Below are 24,788 nucleotides of genomic sequence, written 5' to 3'. Positions count from 1 at the left end.
CCTTTTGAAGTTTTGCGGTCCCCTTGAGAATAAGGAGTTACTTGACCCCTTCAATCTCGGACTCTGTAACCCACTTATGGTTCTTCATGGTCATGCCACCGGCGGTGAAGTCCACCATATAAACGGTCTCATCGGTGGACGATTCAACCGTCCCCTCAGCTCCCTTCATGCCGGTCATGTGCTCAGCCTCGATGGTCACGGGGGTTCCGTCTGCAAGGCGCTCACTCCCGGCGTCCGCCAGTTCTTCCTGCACAACCCACTTGTGGTCGTTGACGGGGTTAGACCCGTCGGTGGGTGTGTAGTTCACCGAGTAGGTATAGGTCTGGTAGGCGCCCACGATGGTGGCGGTAGCTCCGTTCATACCACTCATGTGGTCAGCGGCAAGAACCACCTCGGTGCCAACCGGGTAGGTGGGGTCTGATGCTTCGGCGATACCGGCGGGCGCAGGCCCGCCGTCGGCCGGGTGGTTGGTGTGGTCAGCGTGGGCCGCCGCAGCCGACGAGACCAGGGCTTCAGCCTCGCTTTTAGCAGTTGGCTCGTTGGACCCGCAGGCAGTTAGAGCCAGCAGAGATGCGGCAGCGAGGGCGAGGACGCGGGTGGGCAGGTTTTTCATGGGTGCCTCCTGGGGCGTGGGTTGGGGTATTAGGAGAAGCGGAGCAGGCGGGTGGAGTTGAGCACCACGAAGACCGACGAGAAGGCCATGGCCGCTGCCGCAATCATGGGGTTGAGCAGGCCGGCGGCCGCCACCGGAATCGCTACCGTGTTGTAGGCAAAGGCCCAGAACAGGTTACTCTTGATCAGGTGCAGGGTGGCCCGCGAGAGCCGAATGGCCGTCGGCAGTGAACCTAGGTCACTGCGCACAATGGTCATATCGGCAGCCTCCATGGCCACGTCGGTGCCCGACCCCATGGCCACACCCACATCGGCCTTAGCCAGGGCAGCCGCGTCATTCACGCCGTCACCCACCATGGCGACCCCTACTCCGCCCTCCTGCAGGCGGGTGATGGTGGCCAGCTTGTCGGACGGGCTAACTCCCGCGTAGACGTCCGCCGGGGCAATACCCACCCGGGCAGCCACAGCGCGGGCGACGGGCTCGGCGTCCCCGGTCAGTAGCACCGGAGTGAGACCCAGCTCCTTGAGCTCTGCCAGGGCCTCGGACGCCCCCGGCTTGGGGGTGTCTTGCAGGGCCAGTAGACCGGCGGGCTGCCCGTCGAGGGCGAGGACGACGGTGGTCCGCCCCGCCTCCTGACCGGCCAGCAGGGCGCGGGTGTGGGCCTCGCTCAGCTCAATACCCTCAGCGGTTAAGAAGCTGGCCTGGCCCACCAGAACTGTGACCGGAAGGCTCTCACCTGCCGGGGTCTGCTCGAGCAGGGTTGCCCGCACACCCCCGCCGGGGGCCGATTCAAAGTCGGTGACCTCGGGCAGAGGAACCCCCGTCTCGGCAGCAGCCTGGGCTGCCTGGGTGATAGCCCGGGCAAGGGGGTGCTCAGAGCGGCTCTCAGCCGCCCCGGCCAGCGCCAGCAGGCGGGCAGCGTCCTGGTCTTCCCGGCCCGCGAAGGGGATTACCTCAGCCAGGGTAAAGGTGCCGGTGGTGACGGTGCCGGTCTTATCGAGCACCACGGTGCGCAGGTGCTTGGTGGATTCGAGTACCTGGGCCGAACGAATCAAAATACCCAGCTGGGACCCCCGCGAAGTACCCGCCAGCAGGGCCGTAGGGGTCGCCAGACCCAGTGCACAGGGGCAGGCAATGACCAGCACCGACACCGCCGCGGTAAAAGCAGCATTGACATCGCCGGTCACCAGCAGCCAGCCGACCAGGGTCGCCAGGGCCAGGGCAATCACCACTGGCACAAAAACCGCAGAAACCCGGTCAGCCAGGCGGGCAATAGGTGCCTTGGTAGACTGGGCCTCCGCCACGGTACGGCTCATCTGAGCCAGCACGGTGTCAGAGCCCACCCGGGTCGCCCGCACCGTCAGGGAACCCGATGTATTGACGGTTGCGCCGACCACAGCGTCCCCCACTTCCACCTCAACTGGCACAGATTCACCGGTTAGCAGAGAGGTATCCACCGCGGAGCGTCCTTCAACGACCTCGCCGTCCACCGCAATTTTCTCGCCGGGGCGCACCAAGAACAGGTCGCCGGGAAGCAGGTCTTTGACGGGAATCTGCACTTCCCGCCCGCCCTGCAGAACCGTGGCAGACTTAGCCCCCAGGTTCAGCAGAGCCCGCAGGGCCTGCGAAGAGCGCCGCGCGGTACGGTGCTCAATCTGCCGCCCAGCCAGCAAAAAGAGGGTAATCATGGCCGCCGCATCAAAGTAGAGCATGTGGTCCATGCCGTGGCTGCCAGGCGAGGACGCCCCGTGCCCGGCATGGGCGGTCATAGCCGGATCGAGAACCAGCTGCCAGAGCGAAAAAGCGTAAGAAGCAATAACACCCAGGGAAATCAGGGTGTCCATGGTGAAAGAACCGTGCCGAAGATTAATCCAGGCCGGGCGGTGAAAAGGCAGAGCCGCCCAGGTCGCCACCGGCAGGGTCAAGGCTGCAACCACCCAGCCCCAATGAGGGAACTGGAAAGCAGCAAACATAGATATCAAAAACACCGGCAGGGTAAAGACCGCCGCCACCCACAGGCGCGGGGTGAGCGACCCCTGCTCAGCCTCATCAACCTGCTCGACGGCGTCCTGCTTCAAACTCGCCGTGTACCCGGCCTTCTCAATCGTCTCAATCAGCTGCTGGTCAGTGACCGAAGCAGGCGCAACCACGCGGGCGGTTTCCAGCGGAAGATTGACCGAGGGGTCCACTCCAATTTTCTTGAGCTTGCGCTCCACCCGCCCCACACAGGACGCGCAGGTCATACCCCCCACATTCAGATTCACGATGCGGGTGTCACCGGTGAAAACCTCAGCGGTGGATTGGATTGGCATGACGCCTTCTTTCACTTGATGTGTCTGTTGTGTTTAGTGCCTGGGCGCATAGCGCAGGCTTTGGAGGGCGGCTTTGCCCAGGGGGGCGGGCGCCTCTCCCTATAGGTGCGGACGCGCGTCTCTGCCAACTAACCTTCTCGCGGGCTCGCAAGCTCGCGCGCGATTCATGCCAGACCCAGCCAGTTGGCTGCCGACGCGCGCCCGCACCCCCGGGCGACGGAGGGCGGCTAGCGACCAGCTGGCTCCGGGGCTGGCGTGAATTGCGACGAGCCCCCAGGCGAGGAGCAAGAGGGTCGCTGGGCAAAGCCGCCCTCCCGAGAACGCTAGAAGATTAGCCGACGGGGGTGAAGCCGGCTTCTTCGATGGCGGCTGAGACGGCGGCGGCGTCCAGGTCGCCGGTGTGGTTGATGGTGACGGTGGATTCGCCGTCCTTGACCACATCGACCTCTACACCGGTGACGTTCTCAATTTCTTCGATTTCTTCGCGCACGCTCATGGCGCAGTGGTTGCAGGTGAGGCCGGTTGCTTTGACGATGGTTGCTGACATGGGTTTTCTCCTTGTGGGTGTGGGGCGCGGACGCCCGTACTTGGGGTGGCGGGAGCCGGTGGGATCCCGCCGGGGTTGAGTTTTTAGCTTTTGACCAGGCGGGTTATGGCTGCCATTGCTTCGCTGATTTTGTCGTCGAGGGGGGCGGTGTTGCCGGTGGCTTCTGCCTGGGTGGCGGCGTCGACGACGCAGTGCCGCACGTGGTCTTCTAGGAGCTGGATGGAGACACTGTGCAGGGCCTTGTTGATGGCGGATACCTGGGTGAGGATGTCGATGCAGTAGACGTCCTCGTCGACCATGCGCTGGATGCCGCGTACCTGCCCCTCGATGCGGCGCAGGCGCTTGAGGTAGGCGTCCTTGTCGGCGGTGTAGCCGTGGTGGTGTTCTGCCTGGTGGGTTGCGCAGTGTTCTTCGCTCATGTCTTTAACATATACCCCCTAGGGGTATAGCCACAAGAGGGTAAAGCCCCGAATGTCATCGAAATTTTCATAGGTGCGGGCAAAGAACGCACTGATGAAACTTTTGATTACCTTCAGCGCCACCGGCCGATACTAAGCGCCCTGTTAGACTGGTGCTATGGCTTCTTTCATCGAGGATTACGCCCTGCTCTCAGACATGAACACCGGCGCGCTGGTTTCCCGCACCGGTTCCATTGACTGGTTCTGCGCCCCGCGCTTTGACTCCCGCGCGGTCTTTGCCGCCCTTCTGGGGGAGCGGGAGCACGGCCGCTGGCTGCTGGCCCCCCTCGAATCGGTCAACCCCGCCCCGGTGGAAGAGATCCGCACGGAGCGTTCCTACCGCGAGAACACTTTTATTCTGCAGACCGTCTGGTTTGTGGGGGACGCGTCGGTGCGCGTCACCGAGTTTATGCCGCTTTCGGGCGGCACCACGATTGTGCGCAACGTGGAGGGTTTGACCGGTGAGGTCACCATGTACCACGAGCTTGCCCTGCGCTTTGATTACGGCAAGACGATTCCCTGGGTTACCCGCTATGAAGGGGTGGACGCCGCTGGTGCCCCCGACCCGTCCGCCGACATGCTGGTGGGTATGGCTGGCCCTCATGCCCTGGTCTTCCGGGGTGACTCCCTGCCTGAGGGTGACCCCGAATCTAAGGCCGAAACCTTTACCGTTTCTGCTGGTCAGAGTTACACTTTCACCCTGTCTTACTTTGCGTCTAACCACAATCCGCCTGCCCCGGTGGACTATCCCACGGCCCTGACCTACACCCAGGAGCAGTGGCAGGAGTGGTCCAATCTCTACAGCCCCGCAGACTCCCTCCCAGAGGCTGAAGATGAGGACGCCGCCCCCGCCTACCTGCCCGAGGGCGGGCAGGTGCCCACCGGCGTCCGCGCATCTGAGCAGGCAGAGCAAGCGCCCGCTACTATTTCGGCGGTGCGCGAGGTTGAAGAGCTGGAAGAATCTAAGACCTCATCAATCCTGCTGGAAACCGGGTCTAACACCGCCGCCCCCGAAGTTGATGAAGCGACCTACCATGAGCTAGCCCAAACGGCTGCGAGCCAGGTGGTTGCCCCCACCGCCGAGGACCACCGTGAAGAAGCCAACGCCCGCTACCGGGAAGCCCGCCTGCGGTCCCTGCTGGTCCTGCGCGCCCTGATTTCCCGTGAAACCGGCGCCCTGGTCGCCTCCGTGACCACCTCCCTGCCCGAAGTCATCGGGGGTAAACGCAACTACGACTTCCGTTTCACCTGGCTACGCGATGTCGCCATGGCCATGGACGTAACCCTCACCCACGGCCACGAGCGTGAGACCGCCCAGCTGCGTAACTGGATCCTGCGAGCCCTAGCCAACAATCCCCGCCGCATTCACGCGGTCTACGGCCTGGCCGGCGAAAAGGACGACATCGAGCGCCGCCTCGCCCTGCCCGGCTACGAGGGGTCCCAGCCGGTGAGAAGCGGCAACGGCTCGGGCGACCAGTTCCAGGGGGACGCCCTGGGCCAGGTGCTCGTTACCTTCGCCAACCTGCGCGAAGCGGGCGTAGCAGAAGACCACCTCTCCTGGCCCATCCAGAAGGCCCTGCTCAACGCCGCCACCGAACGCATCGGCGACACCGACCGCTCCATGTGGGAGACCTTCGGCGAACCCGCCGTCTACACCCACTCCCAGGCCATGCTCTGGGCAGCCTTCGACGCCGGCGTTTCCGCCGTGCGCGACTTCGGGCTTGACGGTGACGCAGCCACCTGGGAACACTGCCGCGACGCCGTTGCCGATGAAATCCTGAGCCGCGGCTTCAACGCCGACCTGGGCTGCTTCGTCTCAACCTACGGCGGCACCGCCGTGGACGCCTCCCTGCTGCAACTACCCCAAATCGGGCTCGTAGACTGGGACGACCCCCGCATGCTGGCCACTGTCCAACGGATTGAGCAAACCATCGCCCACCCCTCGGGCATGATCTACCGATACGACAACTCCGACTCCCAGGACGGCTTTGAGGGGCAGGATAACCCCCACTTCATCTCCTCCCTCTGGTTGGCCGAGCAGTATATTCGCTCGGGTCGGGAAGAGGACGGCCGCGCCCTGCTCGATACCGTACTGGCCTGCGCCAATGACCTGGGGCTCATGAGTTCCGAGTACGACTTTGACCAGCAGCGCCTCACCGGCAACTTCCCCCAGGCCCTGGCCCATATCTCCCTGATCCGGGCGGTGGAGGCGCTGGGGCTGTAAAAGAGATGCCACGCAGGTGGGTATGCCGAGAGCCCGCTGGCTCGGGGCTGGCGTGAATCGCCCGTGAGCGCTAGCGAACCGGCGAGAGGGTCGCGGGCAGAGGCATACCTGCCTGCTGGAGCTACCTTAGAGCAGCTTATGCGCCGCCTCCACCAGAATCAGCACGCCAAAGACCAGGAGCACTGACCCCGCGATGCCGTCGATGACGAGGGTGGCGCGCGGGTGCAGTAGCCACTTCATGGCCAGTGAGGCCAGCGAAATGATGAGGGTAAACCAGAGCACGTTAATGCCGCCGTGGATGAGGGCTAGCAGGCTTCCCATGATGAAGGTTTGCACGCTGGCGACCATAAAGGGCGGTACGCTGGCGATGTAGAAGACCGCGATTTTGGGGTTGAGAATGTTGGCGATGAAGCCCGCGAGAAAATCCTTACCCACCCTGTGTTTGCCAGCGGGGGCGTCCGCTCCGCTAGCTCCGGGTAAGGACGCCGCGGGTGCAGGCAGCGAGGCCAGGGCGGCTTGGTCGGTTTTGAGGGCGGTTACCTGCCCCCAGTGCCTGAGGTTGAGCAGGAATTTGATACCCAGGTAGATCAGGTAGAGGCCACCTGCCACGGTGATGAGGTCAAAGACCAGGGGAGCTGCGGCCATGAGCACGGCTAGGCCGGTTGCGGCGGTGATGCCCCAAATGAGCAGGCCTGCGGTGATGCCAAAGACGCAGGCGTAGGCGCTTCGCCGCCCGCCCGCGACCAGGGAGCGCAACACCAGGGCGGCGTCTGTGGCCGGGATAATCGTGATGAGAAAAGCGATGCCGGCGAAACCCATGAGGGCCTGGGTAAGGGTCATGGGCACCACTGTAGACTAGGGAACAAACCCGGTTCAATTCCATGTATGCAGCCGGTCTCAGCTGGCAGTTGTACTCGGCCTACGGTGGCTATGCGGTAGCCCTGCTGCCCCATCTGGTGCTTGATGGCCTCTACTGGTCAGAGGCCCCGGCTCCTAGTGGGGCTGAGCCCTGGCGGCAGGGGGTCCGCACCGGAAACCTGTGGGTGAGTGAGCCGCTGGGCCGCCGCCGGGTTTTTGCGGTGCTTCGGGCGAGCTCGGAGCAGGACGCCGCCGCCCGCCTCCTCGTTGATATTTTGCGGGAGCTGAACCCGGCGTCATCAATGTGAAAATCGGCCGTCATTGCTAACCATGATGGCCATTTTCACCATGATTTTCACTATGAAGCTTGAACCTGCCTGCCCCAGCGGGCGGCCTTGGCTGCGCAAATCATGAGCTGAACCTGGTGGAAAATCATGAGCGGCAGAATGAGGGCGCCCACGGCTCCGCCCCCGAAAATTACCGCTGCCATGGGCAGGCCGGTTGCTAGGGACTTCTTCGAGCCGCAGAACTGCACTGCCACCCGGTCGCCGTAGCTGAAGCCCAGCTTCTTTGAGACGACCCCGCTGAGCCAGAGCAGGAACTCCACCAGGCCAATGGACAGAAGGACCAGGAGCAGAATCTGCCAGGGGCTAATGCGGGTCCAGATGCCCTGCACAATGCCGTCCGAAAAAGCCGCGTAGACCACCATTGCAATGGAGAGGCGGTCAACGTGCTTGGTGAGCTTGTTCTTGGCTATGTCGCCCACCCAGCGGCGCAGGAGCTGACCTAGCACGAAGGGCAGGAGCAGCTGGAGTGCGATATCACCAAAAACGGAGCCTGAGATGGTGAGCTGATCGCTCTGCATCAGCAGCATGACCAGCAGGGGAGTGGCTATCACGCCCACGATATTCGAGGCACTCGCGCTAACAATTGCCCCTGCCACATTGCCTTTGGCGATAGAGGTGAAAGCCACCGAGGACTGCACAGTGGAGGGCACCAGGGTCATAAAGAGCAGGCCCAGGTAGAGCTCCCGCCCGATAATGCCCTGCACGGGGTAGAGGGCTAGGCCAATGAGCGGGAAGATGAGGTAGGTAAAGCCCAGAATGGTGCTGTGGAGCCGCCAGTTTTTCAGGCCCTGCAGGGCTTCTTGGGGTGAGAGCCGGGCACCGTAGAGGAAGAAGAGCAGGCCGATAGCGATTTTGGTGGCTACTCTGAACCCCTCGGCGAAGTCCCCGTGCGCCGGGAAAATAATCGCCAGGGCAACGGCGAGCAGAATTAGGGTAATCAGCGGGTCAGGGCGCCAGGAGCGCAGTTTCTGGGGTAGGGCCATTTAGCCCATTCTACTCTTGGGTTTGGTTGCCAAATATGCGGCAGCCGATTTTTGTAAGGTTGTTGGCTAGTCTTCAGGGGAGCGATAAAAGGTGGCTATGAGACTTCCCAGGCAACCTGCAACCGCGCAACCGATGGCGAATATGAGTATACCGTCGTTAGTACGGCCTCCCGCAGCAAAGATAATGGCGCAGATGAAGTTGATGCTCATGAGTGTAGCAACTGACCAGAGAAGAGCCTGACGTTTGGTGGGAGTTTGCATTGTTGCTTCCTCCTCTAGTCTTTCTTTTGCTCGCTCGCGTACCACTTAGCACTGCCACGCGCGGCCAGAACCAGGGCAACAATACCTGCGATAGCGTAGAGAAAACCCACGGGGATCACCTTCTTCGTTGAGGGCTAATAAACCCCACCCTAACCCATGCCTGTGATGTGGGCAATAGGTTGGGGTGGGGTTTTCGTGTCGAGGGTTAGCCCTGGTCAGTGGGCGGGTTGCTCGGGGCGGACGCCGGGCGCTCGCCTTCCCGAGGCGTAGCACCCGGGCTACTACCGGTGTCCTGACCCTGCTGTTCAGGTGACTGGCCAGGTGCCTGCTGGGGGCCCTGCGGTGAGGGTGCACCGAAGCTGTTCCAGGGGGTGCGCTGGCGGTACTGCGGGGGTACCCAGCCGGTGTAGAGCATGTCGCCTACCGTGCGGTCGCGGTACTGGGCCGGGGGCCGGTAGGTGGTGTTGACTGAACCCCAGTGCTGGTTGTCGGCGCGTTCGGGGTAGGTGGCCAGGTGGTCGGTGGCCTGTAGGGGGTCGGCCCAGGCTTCGGCGGGCTCTGCTGCCGGAATCATGGAGAGCGGGTAGGGCGGGTTGTTCTTGGGGCGCCAGATGAGGCGGCCGGGTTCGGTGCGGTCGCGCAGGGCGTGGGCGCGCCAGGTCACCGGCGGGTGGGTGGTGGTGAGGTTGGCGAGCCAGGTGAAGAAGCCGCGCTCGTAGACGGCCCGGTTGGCCAGTTCGTGGAAGTTCACGTCGTTCATCAGGTACTTACCGGCGGCGAGTACGGTGGTGGTGGTTTCGGCGCCGTCGGGGGCGTAGCGGTAGCCGAAGTTGTCTGCGGTGTATTCCTGGGTGCGGGAGAGCAGGTTGCCGAGAATCGGAATCTGCATGAAGAAGCTGGTGAAAATCAGGCGGAAGTAGCTGACGTGACCGGCGGCGATATGCCCCACCTCGTGCCCGATGATGAAGCGCAGCGCTTCGGGGTTGCGGGCTGCGCCACCGATTTCGAAGAGGTCGGAGTAGATGGCGATGAAGCGGCGGTGCCCGTGGCCCGAGGCGAAGGCGTTGATTTGGCCGTTGCCGAGTACGACGTAGGCGTCGGGTACGCGGCGCAGGCCGGCGGCGTGGGCGGCTTCAACAACCATCTGGTAGGCCTCGGGGAACTGGGTGGGGGTAATGCGCACCCCGCTGAGGCGCAGCTGGCCGTACATGGCACCGCGGACGAAGAAGATGCCCAGGGGCAGGTAGATGGCGATGGCGATGAGTTGGCCGACCAGGTTGCTGATTTGGTAGTTGACGAAGTCGTCCCCTAGCACGCTGCTGAAGAGTGAGTAGATGAGGTAGATACCGCCGCCTACGTAGAGCATGATGGTGAGCGTGTAGGCCATGACGACCAGGGGCAGTTCTGCGGGGTGGCGCAGTGCATTGAGGAACTTGAAGGGTAGCAGGGATTGGAAGCCGAAGAGCTTGGGCGCGGGCAGGGGCGAGAGGGGTCGCTGGCGCGTGTCTTCGGGTAGCCAGCCGTCGCTGAGGTCGTTGGGTAGGGGCTGGGTGAGGCCCTGCTCGTTGATGTGCGTGGACGCTTGTGGGCCGGGTTGCTGCGGGTAGGGCGGGGTGGTGCCGGGGTTGTTCTCACTCATGCGGTTTCCTGCTGGTTAGGCGGTGTGTTTTGGTTCCACAGTAGCAAGAAAGTTGGTGAGCGCTGTGTTCTGGGCGAGCTGGTTGAGGGTCGTTACTTGGCTACGTGGGTGGGATGGATCCTGAGGGTGCAGGTTTCCGCCTGTTGCTGACGAGATCTGCCGGTGTTGAGCTGTGCTCTGTGAGGGGGGACTAAAAATTCATATAATGTTTTAAATAACCTCTTGTACGCGATTTGGATCGGCGGTAGAGAGCGAATCATGAGGATATCTCCTGATACCGAAGTCTCAGCCAGAGACGGCTGACCAAGCACTCCGGGAGCACCGAATGAGGGTCATCTCAATATCAAAAGTTGTGGCGTTGGCGTTTATTGTACCTACGACGTTTGGATATCAAGGTATCCGTGTAGATAAAAATGGAATAGTTGACACCTGAGGGTCGTAAATGTTTGAGATAACACGATTAGAAATTATCAACAGCGGAATTTTGTTTCTCCTTGCTTTTGCTATTGCATACAGATTTATCCGCTCGCAGCTCAACGAAAAGTAGTAGAACCTGTGCCACTAGAAAATATTCAGTGGCACATGTATCCTTTGCCAAATCAATTTTTGTATAGGTAACACTAGCCCTTAATTCTGAGGTTCTGATTGCTCCTGGCAGCGGGGTGGCTGAGGCTTTTCTAATGCTGTATCTGAGGAGACTTGATTTTTATTTCTATCGCTTATCTGTCGAACTACATCTGGTGCATCGTTAATATAGGCGTAGTTCTTTTCCTTTTCTTCTGGTGATTCTGTGAGGGATTTTTCTATCTCTGAAAAATCCCTAAAAGATGATGTGTGGCAGATGATGTCGTAGTAGCTATCGAACTGTTCTTTGCTGAGGTTTGATAGGGCCTTACTCTCATCAGCTACCGGTTCATATTGGCGCAGGGGTGGCGCAGTGGCTTGGGATTTTGTGTCTGGAGATTCTTCTTTGATAGTTCCCGTTCCGCAGCCACTTAGGGTTAAAGCCCCTAGAATTACCAGAGTTCCTATTTTCTTCATTTTAAAATCGTTCCATTTAGCATTATTTAATGATGTTTTATCCGAATCAGTTCTTCTTATTGGGCAAGGGAGTACCTTTCAATTTTCTCTATACTTGGATATACCCTGCTTGAATAGTGTGTCCTGTATGGCATCTCAAACTCCTGGTTTGTATTCTCGCGCCACACTGTCCAGACTTTTGCTGTAGGTAAGCTTGACTCTAGTGAATGATACATAACCCGTCCCTTGCCAAAGCCGGGGGAGACTGTTTTGGCAGAGCGAACGTTTACATCGAAGACCCCTTTTTGTCTAAAATGAAAAGTTTCACCAGAGGTATTTCTAATCTGGTAAGTATTTCTCAGTGATGATTGAGTTTTGTTCAGTATTCCGATTCTGGAGTTTTCATGTACGCTTTGTGCGCGATATTTATGGGTAATGCTCTGCTGTGTTTCTGTTGTTTCATCATTTTGATTTTTAACAAGGCTATGTCACAACAAACAGTTGATAAATAGCCATTTTTATAGGGGAGTATCAGAACTCCCCTACAAACTGTTATTTGCAGTTATCTATACTCATTTGGAATTTCGATATGAAATGTCTCACACAATAACTTCACATCATGTGCATCATTTTCATCAAACTCGTATCCCAGATGGAACATTACTTGACTATATGGTTCAATACAGGAAACCTCTATTTCCTCAATTCTTCCTTTACCCGAAAAAGTTTCTACCGGAAAACAATCCCCATCATAAAGAATTTCACCTTCGTCCGTATATTCAAAACAATGCAAATCAATAATTCTGTTTTTCAAATCTTCCCATACAGTATGGTTCAATGTTGTATATTCCATCTTAATCTCATAAAAGCCATTAGCTTTCATTATTTCTATAAAGTTCTGATAATCGTTCTTTTCTACAAAAATGTCAATATCATTATGGGCTCTTGACTGATATCCAAGAAGAGCATCTACACCCCAGCCACCATCAAGAAAGACTTTAATCTCCGCATCTATTGCAAATTGAAGAATCTGTTTTACATCTGTTATATTGACCATCTTATCATCTCCACAAATTCTAATTAGGCGACCAGAGGAACTGCTGGTCTGTTTGATAAATCTCTGCATTTAGCAGTTTTCAATGTTGCCAAAACAAAAGTTAAGAAGATGTTCCTTTTCTCCATGTCGCTTTCTTTGGCGTAATTTACAAGGTTATTCCACACAAGATAGTTGTTCAGATACTTGGTAGAAACACCGTTAAAGCCACGCATAAACCTCTTTAGCTGGCTATGGTAGCTATTGATATGTTGGATATTATAAATGCCTTTCTTGGCTTTGCCAGTCTTTAACTGCACAAGGTCAATACCATTGGCATTTGTAAATCTCACATAGGAGTTCATCTTGTCCGTAACAAGAGTGGAATTGGTCTTAATCCTACCATCATAAATATGATGTAAATCTCTTGTAGAAACTCTACCAGTATTCGTAATCTTGGAGATAGACAAGCCATTCCTATTAACCGCACAAGGAACACATACCTTTTCTTGGGACAAGCCTCTGATATGTGTAGAATGACCACGCTTATGAGCCTTGCGTGGCATAGCAAATGTCTTACTCTTGCTATGATTGCCCTTGTACGAGATGGCGAAAAAAGTTTCGTCAGCCTCAATAATGCCGTCAAGGGTAACATCGTCTGCCATATTCTGAAGTGCATCCAAAATCTTGTGTCTCCAAAGGAATGCGGTGTTTCTGTGAATCCCACAAGCAACAGCAGTCTTACGAATGGATAAGCCATTCATCATACAATCAATGTACTGCTCCCACACGGACAAGTCTTTTCTTGTACCAGACACAATGGAGTTCGTAGCAATCACGAAGGACTTGCCACAATCCTTACATACATATCGCTGTGTGCCATCTTTACGATGACCATTGCGAACCACATGGATACAGCCACAAAGAGGGCATACACGACCATTTGCAAAGCGTTCCTTTGCTACGAAATCTTCAATATTCAAAGACTTTACAAAGGCAGGACTTAAAAGCATTGTTTTAAGGCTTTCCTGCTCTGCGACAGTCAACTTACCGATAATATCTAATGCGTCTTTGATAGTAGGCATATCCAATTACCTCCTTCGGTGGTACTGTTTCTTACTATTATTATACGCTATTTCTCGTCAAAAATCAACCATTTGTTGTGACAGAGCCTTTAACAAAAACGGGGAGGGCTTTTAAAGCTTCCTTTTGTTGGTGAATAATCTCTTCACTGTACCCCATTTCCTCTAGTTCTTGTAGTGAAATGATATAAGCTGATTTGCTTAGAATTTCACTATAATAGCTGTTTGTGGTACTTATTTTTCAGAATGCTCTACTTGTGAGGAGATTGGAGTAGCGTGTGCGGTATGCGGCACTAGAAAAGTAACTGTAAAAAATAAAACAGAAATCTTACCGAAAAATTTAGCTTTCACTTGGTTCTCCTTGAGTGCTTGGTCAGCCGTCTTTGGCTGAGACTTGGGGATCAAGAGTGGAGTTCTTGTGCTTCTGACTTTAATACCTTGTTTAGGCCCCAGGCAAGAGCCTATCTAAAAATACTGAATAGATTGTTCGGCTGCTTCTTCGTAATGGTGTAACTCTAGCCTGTGGGTCTTGCTGTCTAGCTAGCAACGAAGTACAGGGTCTTCTTTTAGGGTGACCCCTTAAAATCTATGTATGACGTGTAATACGATTGAAGCATGACAGTAGAAACAACGGCTCGGAAAGGGCTCACCTTTCGCCCCTCTCACGATGTGCGCCAACGCCTTGAAGCGCTCTCGCACAAAACTAATCGCCCTGTTTCCTTCTACATCAACACCTTGTTAGAAGAACACCTGGCTGAATTAGAACATGCCTTTACCTTGAAGGCCGATGCTGAATCAGTGCGTGCAGGTAAACAGAAAACATATAGCCTGGATGAAGCTCGCGCGGAGCTCGGTCTGTGAGTAACACCTGGAGGCTAGAGCTAACTCCTCGAGCTCTCAAACAGCTGAAAAAGCTGGATAAGCCAGTTGCCCAACGTATTTTAGAAGAACTGGAAAAACTAGAGGGTTTTGAGCACCCGCAGAGCCACTGTAAGGCCCTGACCGGCAACTATTCGGGGCTGTGGCGCTATCGAGCAGGCTCCTACCGAGTGATTTTGGATATTGATCAGGGTACCTTGGTCCTTTTGGCCTTGGAAGTTGGGCACCGTTCTGCTGTTTATCGGTAAGCGCGTGATTGAAAGAGTAGAAAGTAAAGGGCTGCAACCCGGTGCATTGGGTTGCAGCCCTTTGCTGCGCTCTAGAGCTTATAAGGCTTAAGCATAACCAGGGCATCAGCTCTATATAAACCCTTGTTCAGCTGCGACTTCCAGGTATTGGAGGAAGCCCACATCAGTAATGTCACCGGGTCTCATGTAGGGGCCTTCTTCGGGGTCTTGTGGGCGTTTGGTTGGGAAGCCTATCCAGCCTCTAAGGTAGCGATCTAGGCTATTGCCCATGCCACGGGAGCCGTACATTTTATAATCAGTGGTACGCCCATTTTCTGCCATGAGGATGAGCGAGACTCTGTGTCCCAAACTGTGTTGAGTTGAGATAATGCGGTATTCAAGAGGAATATTTGAGTTGCATTGATCGAAGAGTAACTGCATTTTCCATTCTGCAATTTCAGCTCTTTCTTCTGCGGTTTCGGTATATCCTCCGTCGAATATTTTATCTGTTTCGTAAGTATCTAGGGGTCAGGATATTGTGTTGAGCGTGATGGGGTGAGTGATGGTGTATAGGGAATCTACTGTGTCTGCTCGTATTTCTTCGTCACGGTGGTAGCCGTCTGGTTCCATATAGGCAAGGGGGAGTTGGTAGGCACCGTATTTTTCTTCAAGGAGAATGTAGATCTCTTCTTTGGTGGGTTGTTGGGGGTTAGCTTTGAGCCAACGGCTGAGCAGGTTTGTTTTTTCTTCTGCTGTTAGCAAGGTCTGCCTCTTTTCTGCGGAGCTCATGCGAAGAACTTTTCGTGAAACCTTCTTTGTCTTCAACTTAGAGTTGGGTAAAAGCTCTGTAGCTAAAATTGTAAGGCACGTCACCTAAGGGAAAAATAGTAGTTGAAGCATTTTCAACGGGAAACTTACGTGAGACCTAGCCCGGTGGGTCTTGCTACCTGGCCAGAAACGAAAAGCGGGGTTTCCTTCGAAACACAGTAAAGAACCGTAGTTCGAAAGAAACCCCGCCCTATCAGCGGTGAGGCCCTAAAACTTAGGCAACCAGAGCCTCGGTAGCCTCAGCGATAGCCTTTTCCTCGTTGGTGGGAACGACCAGTACGGGGATAGCTGAGTCCTCGGTGGAGATGATGCGGGGCTCGTCGCTACGTACCTTGTTGGCTTCGGCGTCCAGCTTGATGCCCAGGGCGCCCAGGCGCTCAACAGCCAGCTTGCGGAACTGGTGGGAGTTCTCACCAATACCTGCGGTGAAGACCAGGGCCTTAGCGCCACCAACAGCCACATGGTAGGCGCCAATGTACTTAGCCAGGCGGTAGGAGGTCATGTCCAGGGCCAGCTTGGCGCGTTCGTCCCCAGCTTCCATAGCCTCAACCACGGCGCGCATGTCGTTGTTGCCAGCGATAGCGAGCAGACCTGATTCCTTGTTGAGGATGTGGTCCATCTTCTCGGGGGAGATGTTGCCGCGCTGCATGACGTTGGTGAGTACTGAGGGGTCGATGTCGCCGGAGCGGGTGCCCATGACCAGACCAGCCAGGGGGGTGTAGCCCATGGAGGTATCGAGGCACTTGCCGCCCTGGACGGCGGTGATGGAGGCGCCATTACCCAGGTGAGCGATGATGCCGTTGAATTCTGAGCGGTCAATGCCGAGGAATTCGGCGGCAACGCCGGTGACGTAGTCGTGGCTGGTGCCGTGGGCGCCGTAGCGGCGCACGCCGTACTTTTCGACGAGTTCTTCGGGGACGGCGTAGCGGTAGACGTGCTCGGGCATGGTGGAGTGGAAGGCATTGTCGAAGACCGCGACCATGGGGACGCCGGGGTAGGTTTCCTGCGCTGCACGGATGCCGAGGACGTGGGCGGGGTTGTGCAGGGGTGCGAGGGGTGAGAGCTCATCAATCTTGGTGATGACATCTTCGGTGATGACGACGGGTGCTGAGAAGACGTCGCCGCCCTGAACAACGCGGTGGCCGATGGCGTCGATGGTCTTGCCGTGCAGGGGTTCTTCCAGAGCCTTTGCCATGATGTCTAGGGCTACGGTGTGGTTGGGAACGTCGGCTGATCCGACGTTTTCGACCAGACCCTTGGCGATGACCTGGTTCTCTTCACCGGTAGCGGTGGTGTCACGCACCTGGTACTTCACAGATGAGGAACCGCAGTTAATAACGAGTACGAGCATGAAAGTGTTTTCCTTTAGTTGCTTACTTAAGTTCGATGTAATGAGGGGCACGCGGACGCCCGCGCCTAGGGCGCAGGCGGACTCCCCGAAAGGCGACTGGCTGGGTCTGGCATGAATCGAGCGAGCCCCCAGGGCGAGCTCGAGAAGGTTAGTCGCCGCAGGGGAGTCCGCTGTGCCCCCAAGGTTCGCGGCGGAGGGGACGTACCCTGCTCCGCCAACCCAACCCCGCGCGTCCGGCTGACCGTCCGCGCGTCCGCGTCCTATTACAGGGTCTGAGCCTGGATCGCGGTGATAGCTACGGTGTTGATGATGTCATCGACGGTAGCGCCGCGGGAGAGGTCGTTGACGGGCTTGCGGAGGCCCTGCAGGACGGGGCCGACGGCTACAGCGCCGGAGGTCTGCTGCACAGCCTTGTAGGTGTTGTTGCCGGTGTTCAGGTCGGGGAAGATGAACACGGTTGCCTGGCCTGCGACCTCTGAGCCGGGGAGCTTGGAGGAGGCGATGGACATGTTGGAGGCTGCGTCGAACTGGATGGGGCCTTCGAAGGCGAAGTCGGGGTTGGATTCGCGCAGTTTTTCGGTGGCTTCGATGACGATGTCGACGTCGGCGCCGGAGCCGGAGGTGCCGGTGGAGTAGGAGAGCATGGCGACCTTGGGGTCGACGCCGAATTGGCGGGCGGTCTCTGCTGAGGCCTTGGCGATGTCGGCGAGCTGCTCGGAGTTGGGGTTGGGGTTCACTGCGCAGTCGCCGAAGACGAGTACGCGGTCTTCCATGAGCATGAGGAAGACGGATGAGACGACCTTGACGCCTTCGCGGGTTTTGATGAATTCGAGGGAGGGGCGGATGGTGTTGGCGGTGGTGTTTACGGCGCCGGAGACCATGCCGTCGACGATGCCCTTGTGTACGAGCATGGTGCCGAAGTAGGAGGGGTCCATCATGCGGTTCTGGGCGCCTTCGAGGGTCATGCCCTTGTGGGCGCGCAGTTCGGCGTAGGTGGCGGCGAAGTCGTCGGTGTATTCGTTGTTGTCGAGGTCGATGATGGTGACGCCGCGCTTGCCGTCTTCTGCGATGGGCAGGTCGATGGATTCGCGCTGGCAGATTTCTGCGATTTTTTCGGGGTTGCCGATGAGGGTGAGGTCGCAGAAGTCGCGGCGGACGATGATGGATGCGGCGCGCAGGATGCGGGGGTCGTAGCCTTCGGGTAGGACGATGGAGCGGCGGTCGCTGCGGGCCTTTTCGATGAGGTTGTGCAGGAAGCGCAGGGGGGTCATGGTTGCGGGGCGTTCGAGTTCGAGGCGCTCGAAGAGTTCCTTTTCGTCGACGTTGCGGAACCATTCGCCGAGGGCGGTTGCGATTTTGCGGGGCTGGCCGAGGGCGAGCTGGCCGCGCACCATGGAGACGGCGCGGCCGGCTTTGAAGGTGTCGAGCTGGGTGGAGAAGACGGGGAAGGGTGCCTTTTCAACGAGCTGGCCAATGGCGGTGTCGCCCTTGAGTTCGCTGGCGAGGCCGCCGGTGAGGAGCATACCGGAGGGGGCGGGGAAGGTGGGGGCGAGGGCGGACGCGAGGGTTGCGACCATGATGTCGGAGCGGTCGCCGGGGACGATGACGAAGTCGCCGTCGGTGAACTGGGAGAGGAAGTTGGAGACGGTCATGGCCGCGATTTTGATGTCGTGGATGTCGCGGTCGAGGAAGTCCTGGCTCATGCCCTCGTGGTCTAGGCCGAGGTTGTAGACGACTTCGGCGACGGTGGGGAGTGAGATTTCGGGGAGTTCGGGTAGGACGTAGACGGGGCGGTTTGAGGGGCCGCGCTTGACGTTCTTGAGGATTTCTTCGCGCAGTTCGGGGCGGGCACGGTTGACCATGACGGCCAGGACGTCGACCTTGGCAGCATGGAGTTCGGTGCGGGCTACGTCGACGGCGTTGACGACGTCTGAGACGGTGGATTCCTGGGCACCGACGACGGCGATGACGGGGGTGCCGAGGTCTTTGGCGAACTGGGCGTTGAGGTCGAACTCGACGGTGGCTGCGTTGTGGGAGAGCAGGTCGGTGCCGTCGACGATGATAACGTCGCAGTGCTTGGCCATCTCGGAGTAGACGGAGACAGCGATGGACGACATCTCTTCGTGGTCGCCGGAGGCAAGCAGTTCGCGGCAGCGTTCGAGGGAGACGCCGCCGCGGGCCTGGTCGTCGCTGAGGTTGTATTTGGTGCGGAGCAGACGGATTAGCGGATCCTGGGCTTCGATTTCGCCGCTGAAGACGGGGCGGAAGAAGCCGACGCGGTCGGTTTCTTTGAGCAGGGAATCAAGCAGGCCGATGGCGATGAGGGACTTGCCGGAGCCCTGGTTCATCGCGGAAATGTACATGCCGTTGGTCATCTGGGTCTACATCCTTGTGGCTGTGTTTTGTGGGTTACGGTAGCTGTGGGGCTACCGTATGTTTACTTCTGAGTTTATTCCTTTGGGTGGGCTTTAGGGGCGGCGCGGCGTGTGTTTGTGTGGTATCTCATGAGGTACGGACGCTTGCTGACAGTGTGTGCCCGCGGTGCGCGCGGGTGGGTGGTTAGGCTGGGAGAAGCAGTATTTTTTGAGGAGAGTCTTATGTCTGTGAAGCTAACCCGTCGTGCCCTGGTGAGCCTTCTTCCGGTGGTAGGTCTGGTGGCCTGTGGTGGTTCTAGCGAGACTGCCGGTAGCGCTTCTGCCGCCGCAAGCGGGGAAGCTGCGGCGGGCGTCCGCACCGATGATGGTTACCAGCTCAATGCGGTGACCGACGGCGCCCCCACGGTGACCCTCTACACCGATTTGCAGTGCCCCTATTGCGCTAAGGCTGACCCCAAGTACCGTGAGGCCGCTGCCGAGTTAGAGGGCACCATGAACGTGACGGTGCGCCACTTCCCGCTGCCGATGCACGCCAACGCGGTTCCCGCTGCCCAGGCTGTGCAGGCTGCTGAGGCCCAGGGCGCTTATGTGGCGATGGCTGATCACCTCTACACCCATCAGGCTGACTGGAAGGAAAACACCGATACCGCCCAGTTCGCCACCCTCATGGGTGACTACGCCGAGGCGCTGGGCCTGGACCGTGCCCGCTTCGAGTCTGACCTGCCAAGCGAAGAGGCCCTTGCCCTCATTGAGCAGGAGTATCAGGACGGCGTCGCCGCAGGTGTGAAGGGCACCCCGAGCTTCGTGGTGGAGGGCACCAAACTTGAGAACGTCGACTCAGCCACCAGCACCGCCGACATGGTGGCGGCCTTCAAGCAGGCGGCCGGTCTTTAGCGAGCCGTGTAGGTAATCGAAACCTTCATATGCATGTTCTTTGAACGCGCAGATGAAGGTTTCGATTACCTTCAGTGGGCGGACGCCTGGTAACCGCCAGCTGCGCCCTCTAGAGTTGAAGGTATGAAGATAGCTCTCGCCCAGATGCTCAGTACCAAAGACGTTGCCCGCAACATCGAGACGATTCGTGAATACACGGCGCTCGCGGCGGAGCGCGGTGCCCGCCTGGTGGTCTTCCCCGAGGCGGCCATGCTCAGCTTCGGTGGGCGGCTGTATGACGATGCTGCCCAGCACGAGCTGACCTTCCGCACCGCCCTCGCTAACATTGCGCGCGAGAACTACGTGACCGTGGTGGCGGGCGGCTTTGCCCCGGTGCAGCTAGCTGACGAGTGGAACCTGCGGGTTTACAACAACCTTTACTGCTTTGACCAGAACGGGGTAGAGACCGTCTATACCAAGATGCACCTCTACGACGCCTTTGGGTTTAAAGAATCTGAGGGGGTCAAGGCCGGTGACCAGCTGGTGACCGTCACCGTAGATGGCACCAAAATCGGTCTGGCTACCTGCTACGACGTGCGTTTCCCTAAGCTCTTTGCCGACTACTCCCGCGCCGGGGCGAAGGCGACGGTAGTGGCGGCGTCCTGGGCCGGGGGAGAGGGCAAGGTGAGCCAGTGGCAGATTCTGACCAGCGCTCGCGCCCTGGATTCCAATATGTTTGTGCTGGCTGTTGACCAGGCTTCCCCCACGAGCGCTGACCCGCGGGCAGATATCACCCAGCCAACCGGCGTGGGCTACTCCCGGGTAGTTTCCCCCTTCGGTGCGACCCTGGCTGAGGCCGGTGAAGCTCCCGAGATTCTGGTGGTTGACCTTGACCTCACCGAGGTAGACCGGGCCCGCTCCGCCCTGCCCGTTTTGGCCAACGCCAAGCTGGACTACTAGAGAAAGAGCACCTGACATGGGTTTCTTTGATATCTTCACCGATAAAGCCCCGGCTGAACCTGCCGAGGCCCAGCTTATGGCCACCGCCTACGGGCACGTGCAGGGCGTGGGTTTCCGCTGGTGGGTAGCCGGTATCGCTAAGCCCCTGGGGCTGGTGGGCTACGCCAAAAATATGGACGACGGGTCGGTTGAGATCGTTGCCCAGGGCAGCGCGGACGCCTGTGAGCAGCTCCTTGCCGAACTGACCGGCGGCGATACCGCTGGTAGGGTTGATCATGTTGACTCTGACATCACCCAGCCGGTTGGCTCCTATAAGGGGTTCGGCATTTACTAGAAGGGCACACCATGGGCCACTCGCACGGCCACTCCCACAGCCATGCCCACGGGCATTCCCACGGCAGCGGGGCTAACGAGCGCCGCCTTATCATTGTGGTGGTTATTGCCTGGTCATTGGTTGCCTTCCAGTTGACCGGAGCCTGGCTGACCGGTTCCCTGGCCCTGCTCTTTGACACGGTCCACGTTTTCACCGATGCCCTGGGGGTCAGCGTTGCCCTGGCCGCCGCGCGTCTGGCCCGCCTGCCGGCGTCCTCGCGCCACACCTGGGGGTTCCGCCGGGTCGAGGTGCTCTCGGCCATGTTCCAGGCCGCCGTGCTGCTCGGGGTTGGGCTCTTTGTGCTTTACGAGGCGGTGCAGCGCCTGCTGGAACCTGCCCCCATACCCGGCCTTGAAGTGCTGATTTTCGGCGTCATTGGCCTGGTGGGCAACATCGTGATGATTGCGGTGCTGGTGGGCGGCGACCGCACCAACTTCAACATGCGGGCCGCCTTCCTGGAAGTGCTCAACGACGCCCTGGGGTCGGTGGCGGTTATTATCTCGGCCCTTATTATCTGGCGTACCGGCTTCTACCAGGCCGACGCCCTAGTGGCTGTGCTCATCGGTCTGCTGATTATCCCGCGCACCGTCAAGCTCTTCCGCGAAACCGCCTCGGTGCTGCTGGAATCAACCCCGCGCGGGCTCGACCTCGACGAGGTACGCCGCCACCTCGAAGGCCAGCCCCACGTGGTTGCCGTGCACGACCTGCACGCCACCCAGATTTCCTCCGACCTGCCGGTGCTCACCGCCCACATCGTGCTGGACGACGAGTGCTTCACCACCGGCCACTCGGTGGAGATTCTCAAGAACCTGCAAAGCTGTGTGGCCGAGCATTTTGAGGTCTCTATTAAGCACTCCACCTTCCAGATGGAGCCGCGTTCCCTGGCTGCCGATGAAGACCTGCGCCATCTGCACTAGGTGAGAGACGCTAGGCTAGAGAGCATGTCACGCACTATTCAGCTGTCCTTCTCTGGCTTGAGCGCCTCTGTTGCTCCCGACGGCTTCTCTGAGACCGGCCGTATTCTTGAAATCGGGGGAGCCGAGCAGTCTCACGTGGATCTAGCCCACCCCGACTTCATCTTCTACGAGTACCTGCGCCGCATCGGCAACCTGGTTGATCTTCAGGCTGAGCCCGGGGCGCCCATCACCGCCGCCCACCTGGGGGCAGGGGCTCTGACCCTGGTGCGCTATATTCAGGCCACCCGGCCCGGCTCAGCCCAGCTGGCTGTTGACATCGAACGGGAGCTGCCCGGCTTTGTGATGGAGCAGCTGCCCCTGCCCGCGGGTACCAACTGCCAGATTTTGATTGAGGACGCCGCCGCGGCCGCTCCCCGCCTGAAAGCGGAGCTGGGTGCCGCCGGTGGTCTTGACCTGGTCGTCCTCGATATTTTCTCGGGCTGGGAGGCCCCGCCCCACCTGACCACCACCGAGTTTTACACCGACCTGCGCCAGGCCCTGGCCCCGGCAACCGGTGATAGTGCGGGCGGCCTGCTGGCCGTCAACGTGGGCGACGATGCCGGGCTCAGCTTCTTCGTAGCCCAGGCCCGAACCCTATTAGAGGTCTTTGAGCACGTCTGGTGCCTGGCCGACACCACCATGCTGAGCGGACGCCACGCGGGCAACCTCATCCTGGTGGGCTCGCACGTGGCGCTCACCCAGGATGCCGCCACCCGCCTGGTCGGCGCCGGGCCGCACCCGGCGTCCGCCCTGGGCACTGACGAGCTGGTGGAGCTCCTGGGGAAGCTGGGCTAGGGCGCGTCTACCTGAGCAATCGTGCTGGTGATGGGAGCGGGTTCGCCCGCTGCCCGCTGAGGGCGCGAGGTGATGGTGATGCCCATGGAGGCTACCGTCAGCAGCAGAATTGCAGCCCAGCGTAGGGCCCCGGTATCTTGCGAAAGTAGTAGCCAGCCACCGATAGCCGCGATGCCGGGTTCCAGGCTGAGCAGAATAGAGAAGACATTGTTGGGCAGGCGGCGCAGGGCCGCCAGCCCCGTCGATGAGCCTGCCCACGCGGGAGCTCGCCAGAATATAGCAGGCCCAGAAAAAGCCTGCGACCAGTGCAAAGGCCAAGCCCAGGGTGGAGATATGCTCGGCCCCGAAAGCTTTTTCAACTCCGATGAGGGCCATGCCGATGGTGGCTAGCCCGATCCAGAGACCGTCAATGAGGCGGCGGGAGAGCACCGCCGCGAGCACGAGCGGGCCGATGAATTCTACAGACACCGCCAGCCCCAGCGGCAGCAGCTCGATGGCGTGATAGAAGGCCCCGTTCATGAAGGCAAAAGACGCCCCGAGTAGGGCGACGGCAATCCACTGGGGAAGATTCCAGGCCCAGAAACGGGGCCGGGTAAGAGCGCAGATGACCAGGGCAGCTACCCCTAGCCGCAGGGTGGTCACGCCCCAGGCACCCAGCTGGGGAAAGAGCTGCACCGCAAAAGCCGCGCCTATCTGTAGGGAGATACAGGAGCCGATCACGAGAAGTACGCCGGTGGTCTTATCGGAGCCGGTGAAACGAGAACGAACTGCCTGCACGGGTGCCTTCTTTCGCGAGGGATACTGCAAACAGTGTAGGTGGCTGCCTGTCGTAGGGGTGGCGCTGACCGCCAAATGTTACGGTGCCGCTCACACATGTGGCGGCCGGTGCCACAGTTACCACCTAGAGGTGCTGCGTAACCTGTCATGCCCAGGGCATACACGATAGCAAGTACACTGTGTTTAGGGTCGTTTGCCGGTAAACTAAAAGCTATGTTCAACTTCAACGCATCTAGCGCTTTTGACGCTAACGGTCAGCCCAAGCCCGCGGTTACCCGCACCGTAGATACCGTGCTGAAGGTTCAGCGCCCTCTGATTGTTTCCATGCTCAAGAAGATGCGTGAGAAGCACCCCCACGAGACTCCCGACCAGATCGCCAAGCGCCTCGAAAAGGCCTACCTGCGCGATGTGACGCTCGGTGGCGGTGCCGTGGGCGCAACCGCTTTTGTGCCCGGTCTGGGTACTGCGGCGTCCGTCGGCCTGTCTGCCCTGGCGGTGGGCGGCTACCTGGAACGTACCGCTATCTACGCGCAGGCTATGGCTGAGCTGCACGGCGTGCACGTTGATGATCCCGAAAAGTCCCGTCTCATGGTCATGGCGATCATGCTGGGTGAGGACGGCTCCGTGCTGATGAACTCGATTCTGGCCCACACCGGTAAGACCGGCGGTGTCTCCCGTAAGTGGGGCATGATGATGGGCTCCAAGGACTCCGGCAAGATCTTCAGCATTGAGCGCACCATTCGCAATATGTTCATTAAGCGTTTCTTGACCCGCCAGTCCGGCGCCCTGCTGGGCCGCGCCCTGCCCTTCGGTGTAGGTGCTGTGGTGGGTGGCGGTGCCAACCTGGCCCTGGGCAAGAACGTGGTCAAGTCGGTCGAGCAGACCTTCGGCGCCCTGCCCGCTGTTTTCCCCGATGCCCTGAACCTTGACCGCGCCCCCAGGTTTGAGGGTGGTCAGGACGCCGGCACCTCCGAGGGTGCGCAGGGTGAGACTGCGCAGCTTGAGAAGTAATAGAGA

At 58.8% G+C, this 24,788-nt stretch carries 23 protein-coding genes; 10 read left to right on the top strand and 13 right to left on the bottom strand.

What is annotated here, in order from left to right; all coding sequences use genetic code 11:
- Nucleotides 1-37 precede the first annotated feature (37 nt).
- From ACED88_RS04490 to ACED88_RS04475, 4 genes are all read right to left on the bottom strand, one after another.
- Nucleotides 38-613, bottom strand: coding sequence for a YdhK family protein (locus ACED88_RS04490; protein ID WP_449108856.1), 576 nt, complete (start codon nt 611-613; stop codon nt 38-40).
- A 29-nt stretch (nt 614-642) separates the two neighbouring features.
- Nucleotides 643-2,925 (bottom strand): heavy metal translocating P-type ATPase, encoded by a 2,283-nt coding sequence (locus ACED88_RS04485; protein ID WP_449108855.1) that lies wholly within the window; start codon nt 2,923-2,925, stop codon nt 643-645.
- A gap of 331 nt (nt 2,926-3,256) precedes the next feature.
- Nucleotides 3,257-3,472 carry a heavy-metal-associated domain-containing protein gene (locus tag ACED88_RS04480; protein ID WP_237235933.1) on the bottom strand — a complete coding sequence of 72 codons (216 nt, stop codon included), beginning with the start codon at nt 3,470-3,472 and terminating at the stop codon, nt 3,257-3,259.
- Nucleotides 3,473-3,555: 83 nt separating this feature from the next.
- Nucleotides 3,556-3,891, bottom strand: a complete 336-nt coding sequence (locus ACED88_RS04475; protein ID WP_449108854.1) for a metal-sensitive transcriptional regulator — start codon at nt 3,889-3,891, stop codon at nt 3,556-3,558.
- Nucleotides 3,892-4,048: 157 nt separating this feature from the next.
- Between ACED88_RS04475 and ACED88_RS04470 the strand changes: the two genes are divergently transcribed.
- The gene (locus ACED88_RS04470) at nt 4,049-6,154 is read left to right on the top strand and encodes a glycoside hydrolase family 15 protein (RefSeq protein ID WP_449108853.1); all 2,106 of its coding nucleotides are present in this window, start codon (nt 4,049-4,051) and stop codon (nt 6,152-6,154) included.
- A gap of 126 nt (nt 6,155-6,280) precedes the next feature.
- Here the strand turns inward: ACED88_RS04470 and ACED88_RS04465 are convergent, their stop codons facing one another.
- Nucleotides 6,281-6,994 (bottom strand): LysE family translocator, encoded by a 714-nt coding sequence (locus ACED88_RS04465; protein ID WP_449108852.1) that lies wholly within the window; start codon nt 6,992-6,994, stop codon nt 6,281-6,283.
- A 41-nt stretch (nt 6,995-7,035) separates the two neighbouring features.
- Here ACED88_RS04465 and ACED88_RS04460 point away from each other — a divergent pair, with 41 nt between their 5' ends.
- Nucleotides 7,036-7,320: a hypothetical protein gene (locus ACED88_RS04460; RefSeq protein WP_449108851.1), complete on the top strand. Its 285-nt coding sequence runs from the start codon at nt 7,036-7,038 to the stop codon at nt 7,318-7,320.
- A 50-nt stretch (nt 7,321-7,370) separates the two neighbouring features.
- Here ACED88_RS04460 and ACED88_RS04455 read toward each other — a convergent pair whose 3' ends face one another.
- The 5 genes from ACED88_RS04455 to ACED88_RS04435 form a co-directional block, all read right to left on the bottom strand.
- Nucleotides 7,371-8,342 (bottom strand): bile acid:sodium symporter family protein, encoded by a 972-nt coding sequence (locus ACED88_RS04455; RefSeq protein WP_449108850.1) that lies wholly within the window; start codon nt 8,340-8,342, stop codon nt 7,371-7,373.
- 466 nt (nt 8,343-8,808) lie between these two features.
- The gene (locus tag ACED88_RS04450) at nt 8,809-10,242 is read right to left on the bottom strand and encodes a M48 family metallopeptidase (protein ID WP_449108849.1); all 1,434 of its coding nucleotides are present in this window, start codon (nt 10,240-10,242) and stop codon (nt 8,809-8,811) included.
- Between the two features lie 627 nt (nt 10,243-10,869).
- Entirely contained in the window at nt 10,870-11,283 is a 414-nt protein-coding gene (locus ACED88_RS04445; protein WP_237196163.1) for a hypothetical protein, read from the bottom strand.
- Between the two features lie 541 nt (nt 11,284-11,824).
- Nucleotides 11,825-12,319 (bottom strand): lincosamide nucleotidyltransferase Lnu(C), encoded by a 495-nt coding sequence (gene lnu(C), locus ACED88_RS04440; protein ID WP_002837187.1) that lies wholly within the window; start codon nt 12,317-12,319, stop codon nt 11,825-11,827.
- A gap of 23 nt (nt 12,320-12,342) precedes the next feature.
- A complete protein-coding gene (locus tag ACED88_RS04435; RefSeq protein WP_002837184.1) occupies nt 12,343-13,380 on the bottom strand; it encodes an IS1595-like element ISSag10 family transposase in 1,038 nt (345 codons plus the stop codon).
- Between the two features lie 612 nt (nt 13,381-13,992).
- Between ACED88_RS04435 and relB the strand changes: the two genes are divergently transcribed.
- Nucleotides 13,993-14,238 carry a type II toxin-antitoxin system RelB family antitoxin gene (relB, locus tag ACED88_RS04430; RefSeq protein ID WP_237198326.1) on the top strand — a complete coding sequence of 82 codons (246 nt, stop codon included), beginning with the start codon at nt 13,993-13,995 and terminating at the stop codon, nt 14,236-14,238.
- A complete protein-coding gene (locus tag ACED88_RS04425; RefSeq protein WP_237198327.1) occupies nt 14,235-14,504 on the top strand; it encodes a type II toxin-antitoxin system RelE family toxin in 270 nt (89 codons plus the stop codon). Before relB ends, ACED88_RS04425 begins: the two co-directional genes overlap by 4 nt.
- A gap of 507 nt (nt 14,505-15,011) precedes the next feature.
- On the opposite strand, the gene ACED88_RS04420 is transcribed toward ACED88_RS04425, so the two are convergent.
- The 3 genes from ACED88_RS04420 to pta all read right to left on the bottom strand — a co-directional run bounded on the left by ACED88_RS04420 (nt 15,012) and on the right by pta (nt 19,037).
- Complete coding sequence (locus ACED88_RS04420; RefSeq protein WP_449107270.1) at nt 15,012-15,272, bottom strand: hypothetical protein; 261 nt, start codon at nt 15,270-15,272, stop codon at nt 15,012-15,014.
- 253 nt (nt 15,273-15,525) lie between these two features.
- Nucleotides 15,526-16,662, bottom strand: coding sequence for an acetate/propionate family kinase (locus ACED88_RS04415; protein ID WP_449108848.1), 1,137 nt, complete (start codon nt 16,660-16,662; stop codon nt 15,526-15,528).
- Nucleotides 16,663-16,925: 263 nt separating this feature from the next.
- On the bottom strand, nt 16,926-19,037 hold the full coding sequence (pta, locus tag ACED88_RS04410) for a phosphate acetyltransferase (RefSeq protein WP_449108847.1): 2,112 nt from the start codon (nt 19,035-19,037) through the stop codon (nt 16,926-16,928).
- Between the two features lie 222 nt (nt 19,038-19,259).
- Here pta and ACED88_RS04405 point away from each other — a divergent pair, with 222 nt between their 5' ends.
- From ACED88_RS04405 to ACED88_RS04380, 6 genes are all read left to right on the top strand, one after another.
- Nucleotides 19,260-19,931, top strand: a complete 672-nt coding sequence (locus tag ACED88_RS04405; RefSeq protein WP_449108846.1) for a DsbA family protein — start codon at nt 19,260-19,262, stop codon at nt 19,929-19,931.
- Nucleotides 19,932-20,054: 123 nt separating this feature from the next.
- Nucleotides 20,055-20,870: a carbon-nitrogen hydrolase family protein gene (locus ACED88_RS04400; protein ID WP_449108845.1), complete on the top strand. Its 816-nt coding sequence runs from the start codon at nt 20,055-20,057 to the stop codon at nt 20,868-20,870.
- Nucleotides 20,871-20,886: 16 nt separating this feature from the next.
- Nucleotides 20,887-21,204 (top strand): acylphosphatase, encoded by a 318-nt coding sequence (locus ACED88_RS04395; protein WP_237186760.1) that lies wholly within the window; start codon nt 20,887-20,889, stop codon nt 21,202-21,204.
- A gap of 11 nt (nt 21,205-21,215) precedes the next feature.
- Nucleotides 21,216-22,160: a cation diffusion facilitator family transporter gene (locus tag ACED88_RS04390; protein WP_449108844.1), complete on the top strand. Its 945-nt coding sequence runs from the start codon at nt 21,216-21,218 to the stop codon at nt 22,158-22,160.
- A 24-nt stretch (nt 22,161-22,184) separates the two neighbouring features.
- Nucleotides 22,185-22,994, top strand: a complete 810-nt coding sequence (locus ACED88_RS04385) for a spermidine synthase (protein ID WP_449108843.1) — start codon at nt 22,185-22,187, stop codon at nt 22,992-22,994.
- A gap of 990 nt (nt 22,995-23,984) precedes the next feature.
- Entirely contained in the window at nt 23,985-24,782 is a 798-nt protein-coding gene (locus ACED88_RS04380) for a di- and tripeptidase (protein WP_449107279.1), read from the top strand.
- Nucleotides 24,783-24,788 lie beyond the last annotated feature (6 nt).

The organism is Rothia sp. 11273D007AR, assembly GCF_053547255.1.
This window is presented reverse-complemented; position numbering and strand designations above follow the sequence as displayed.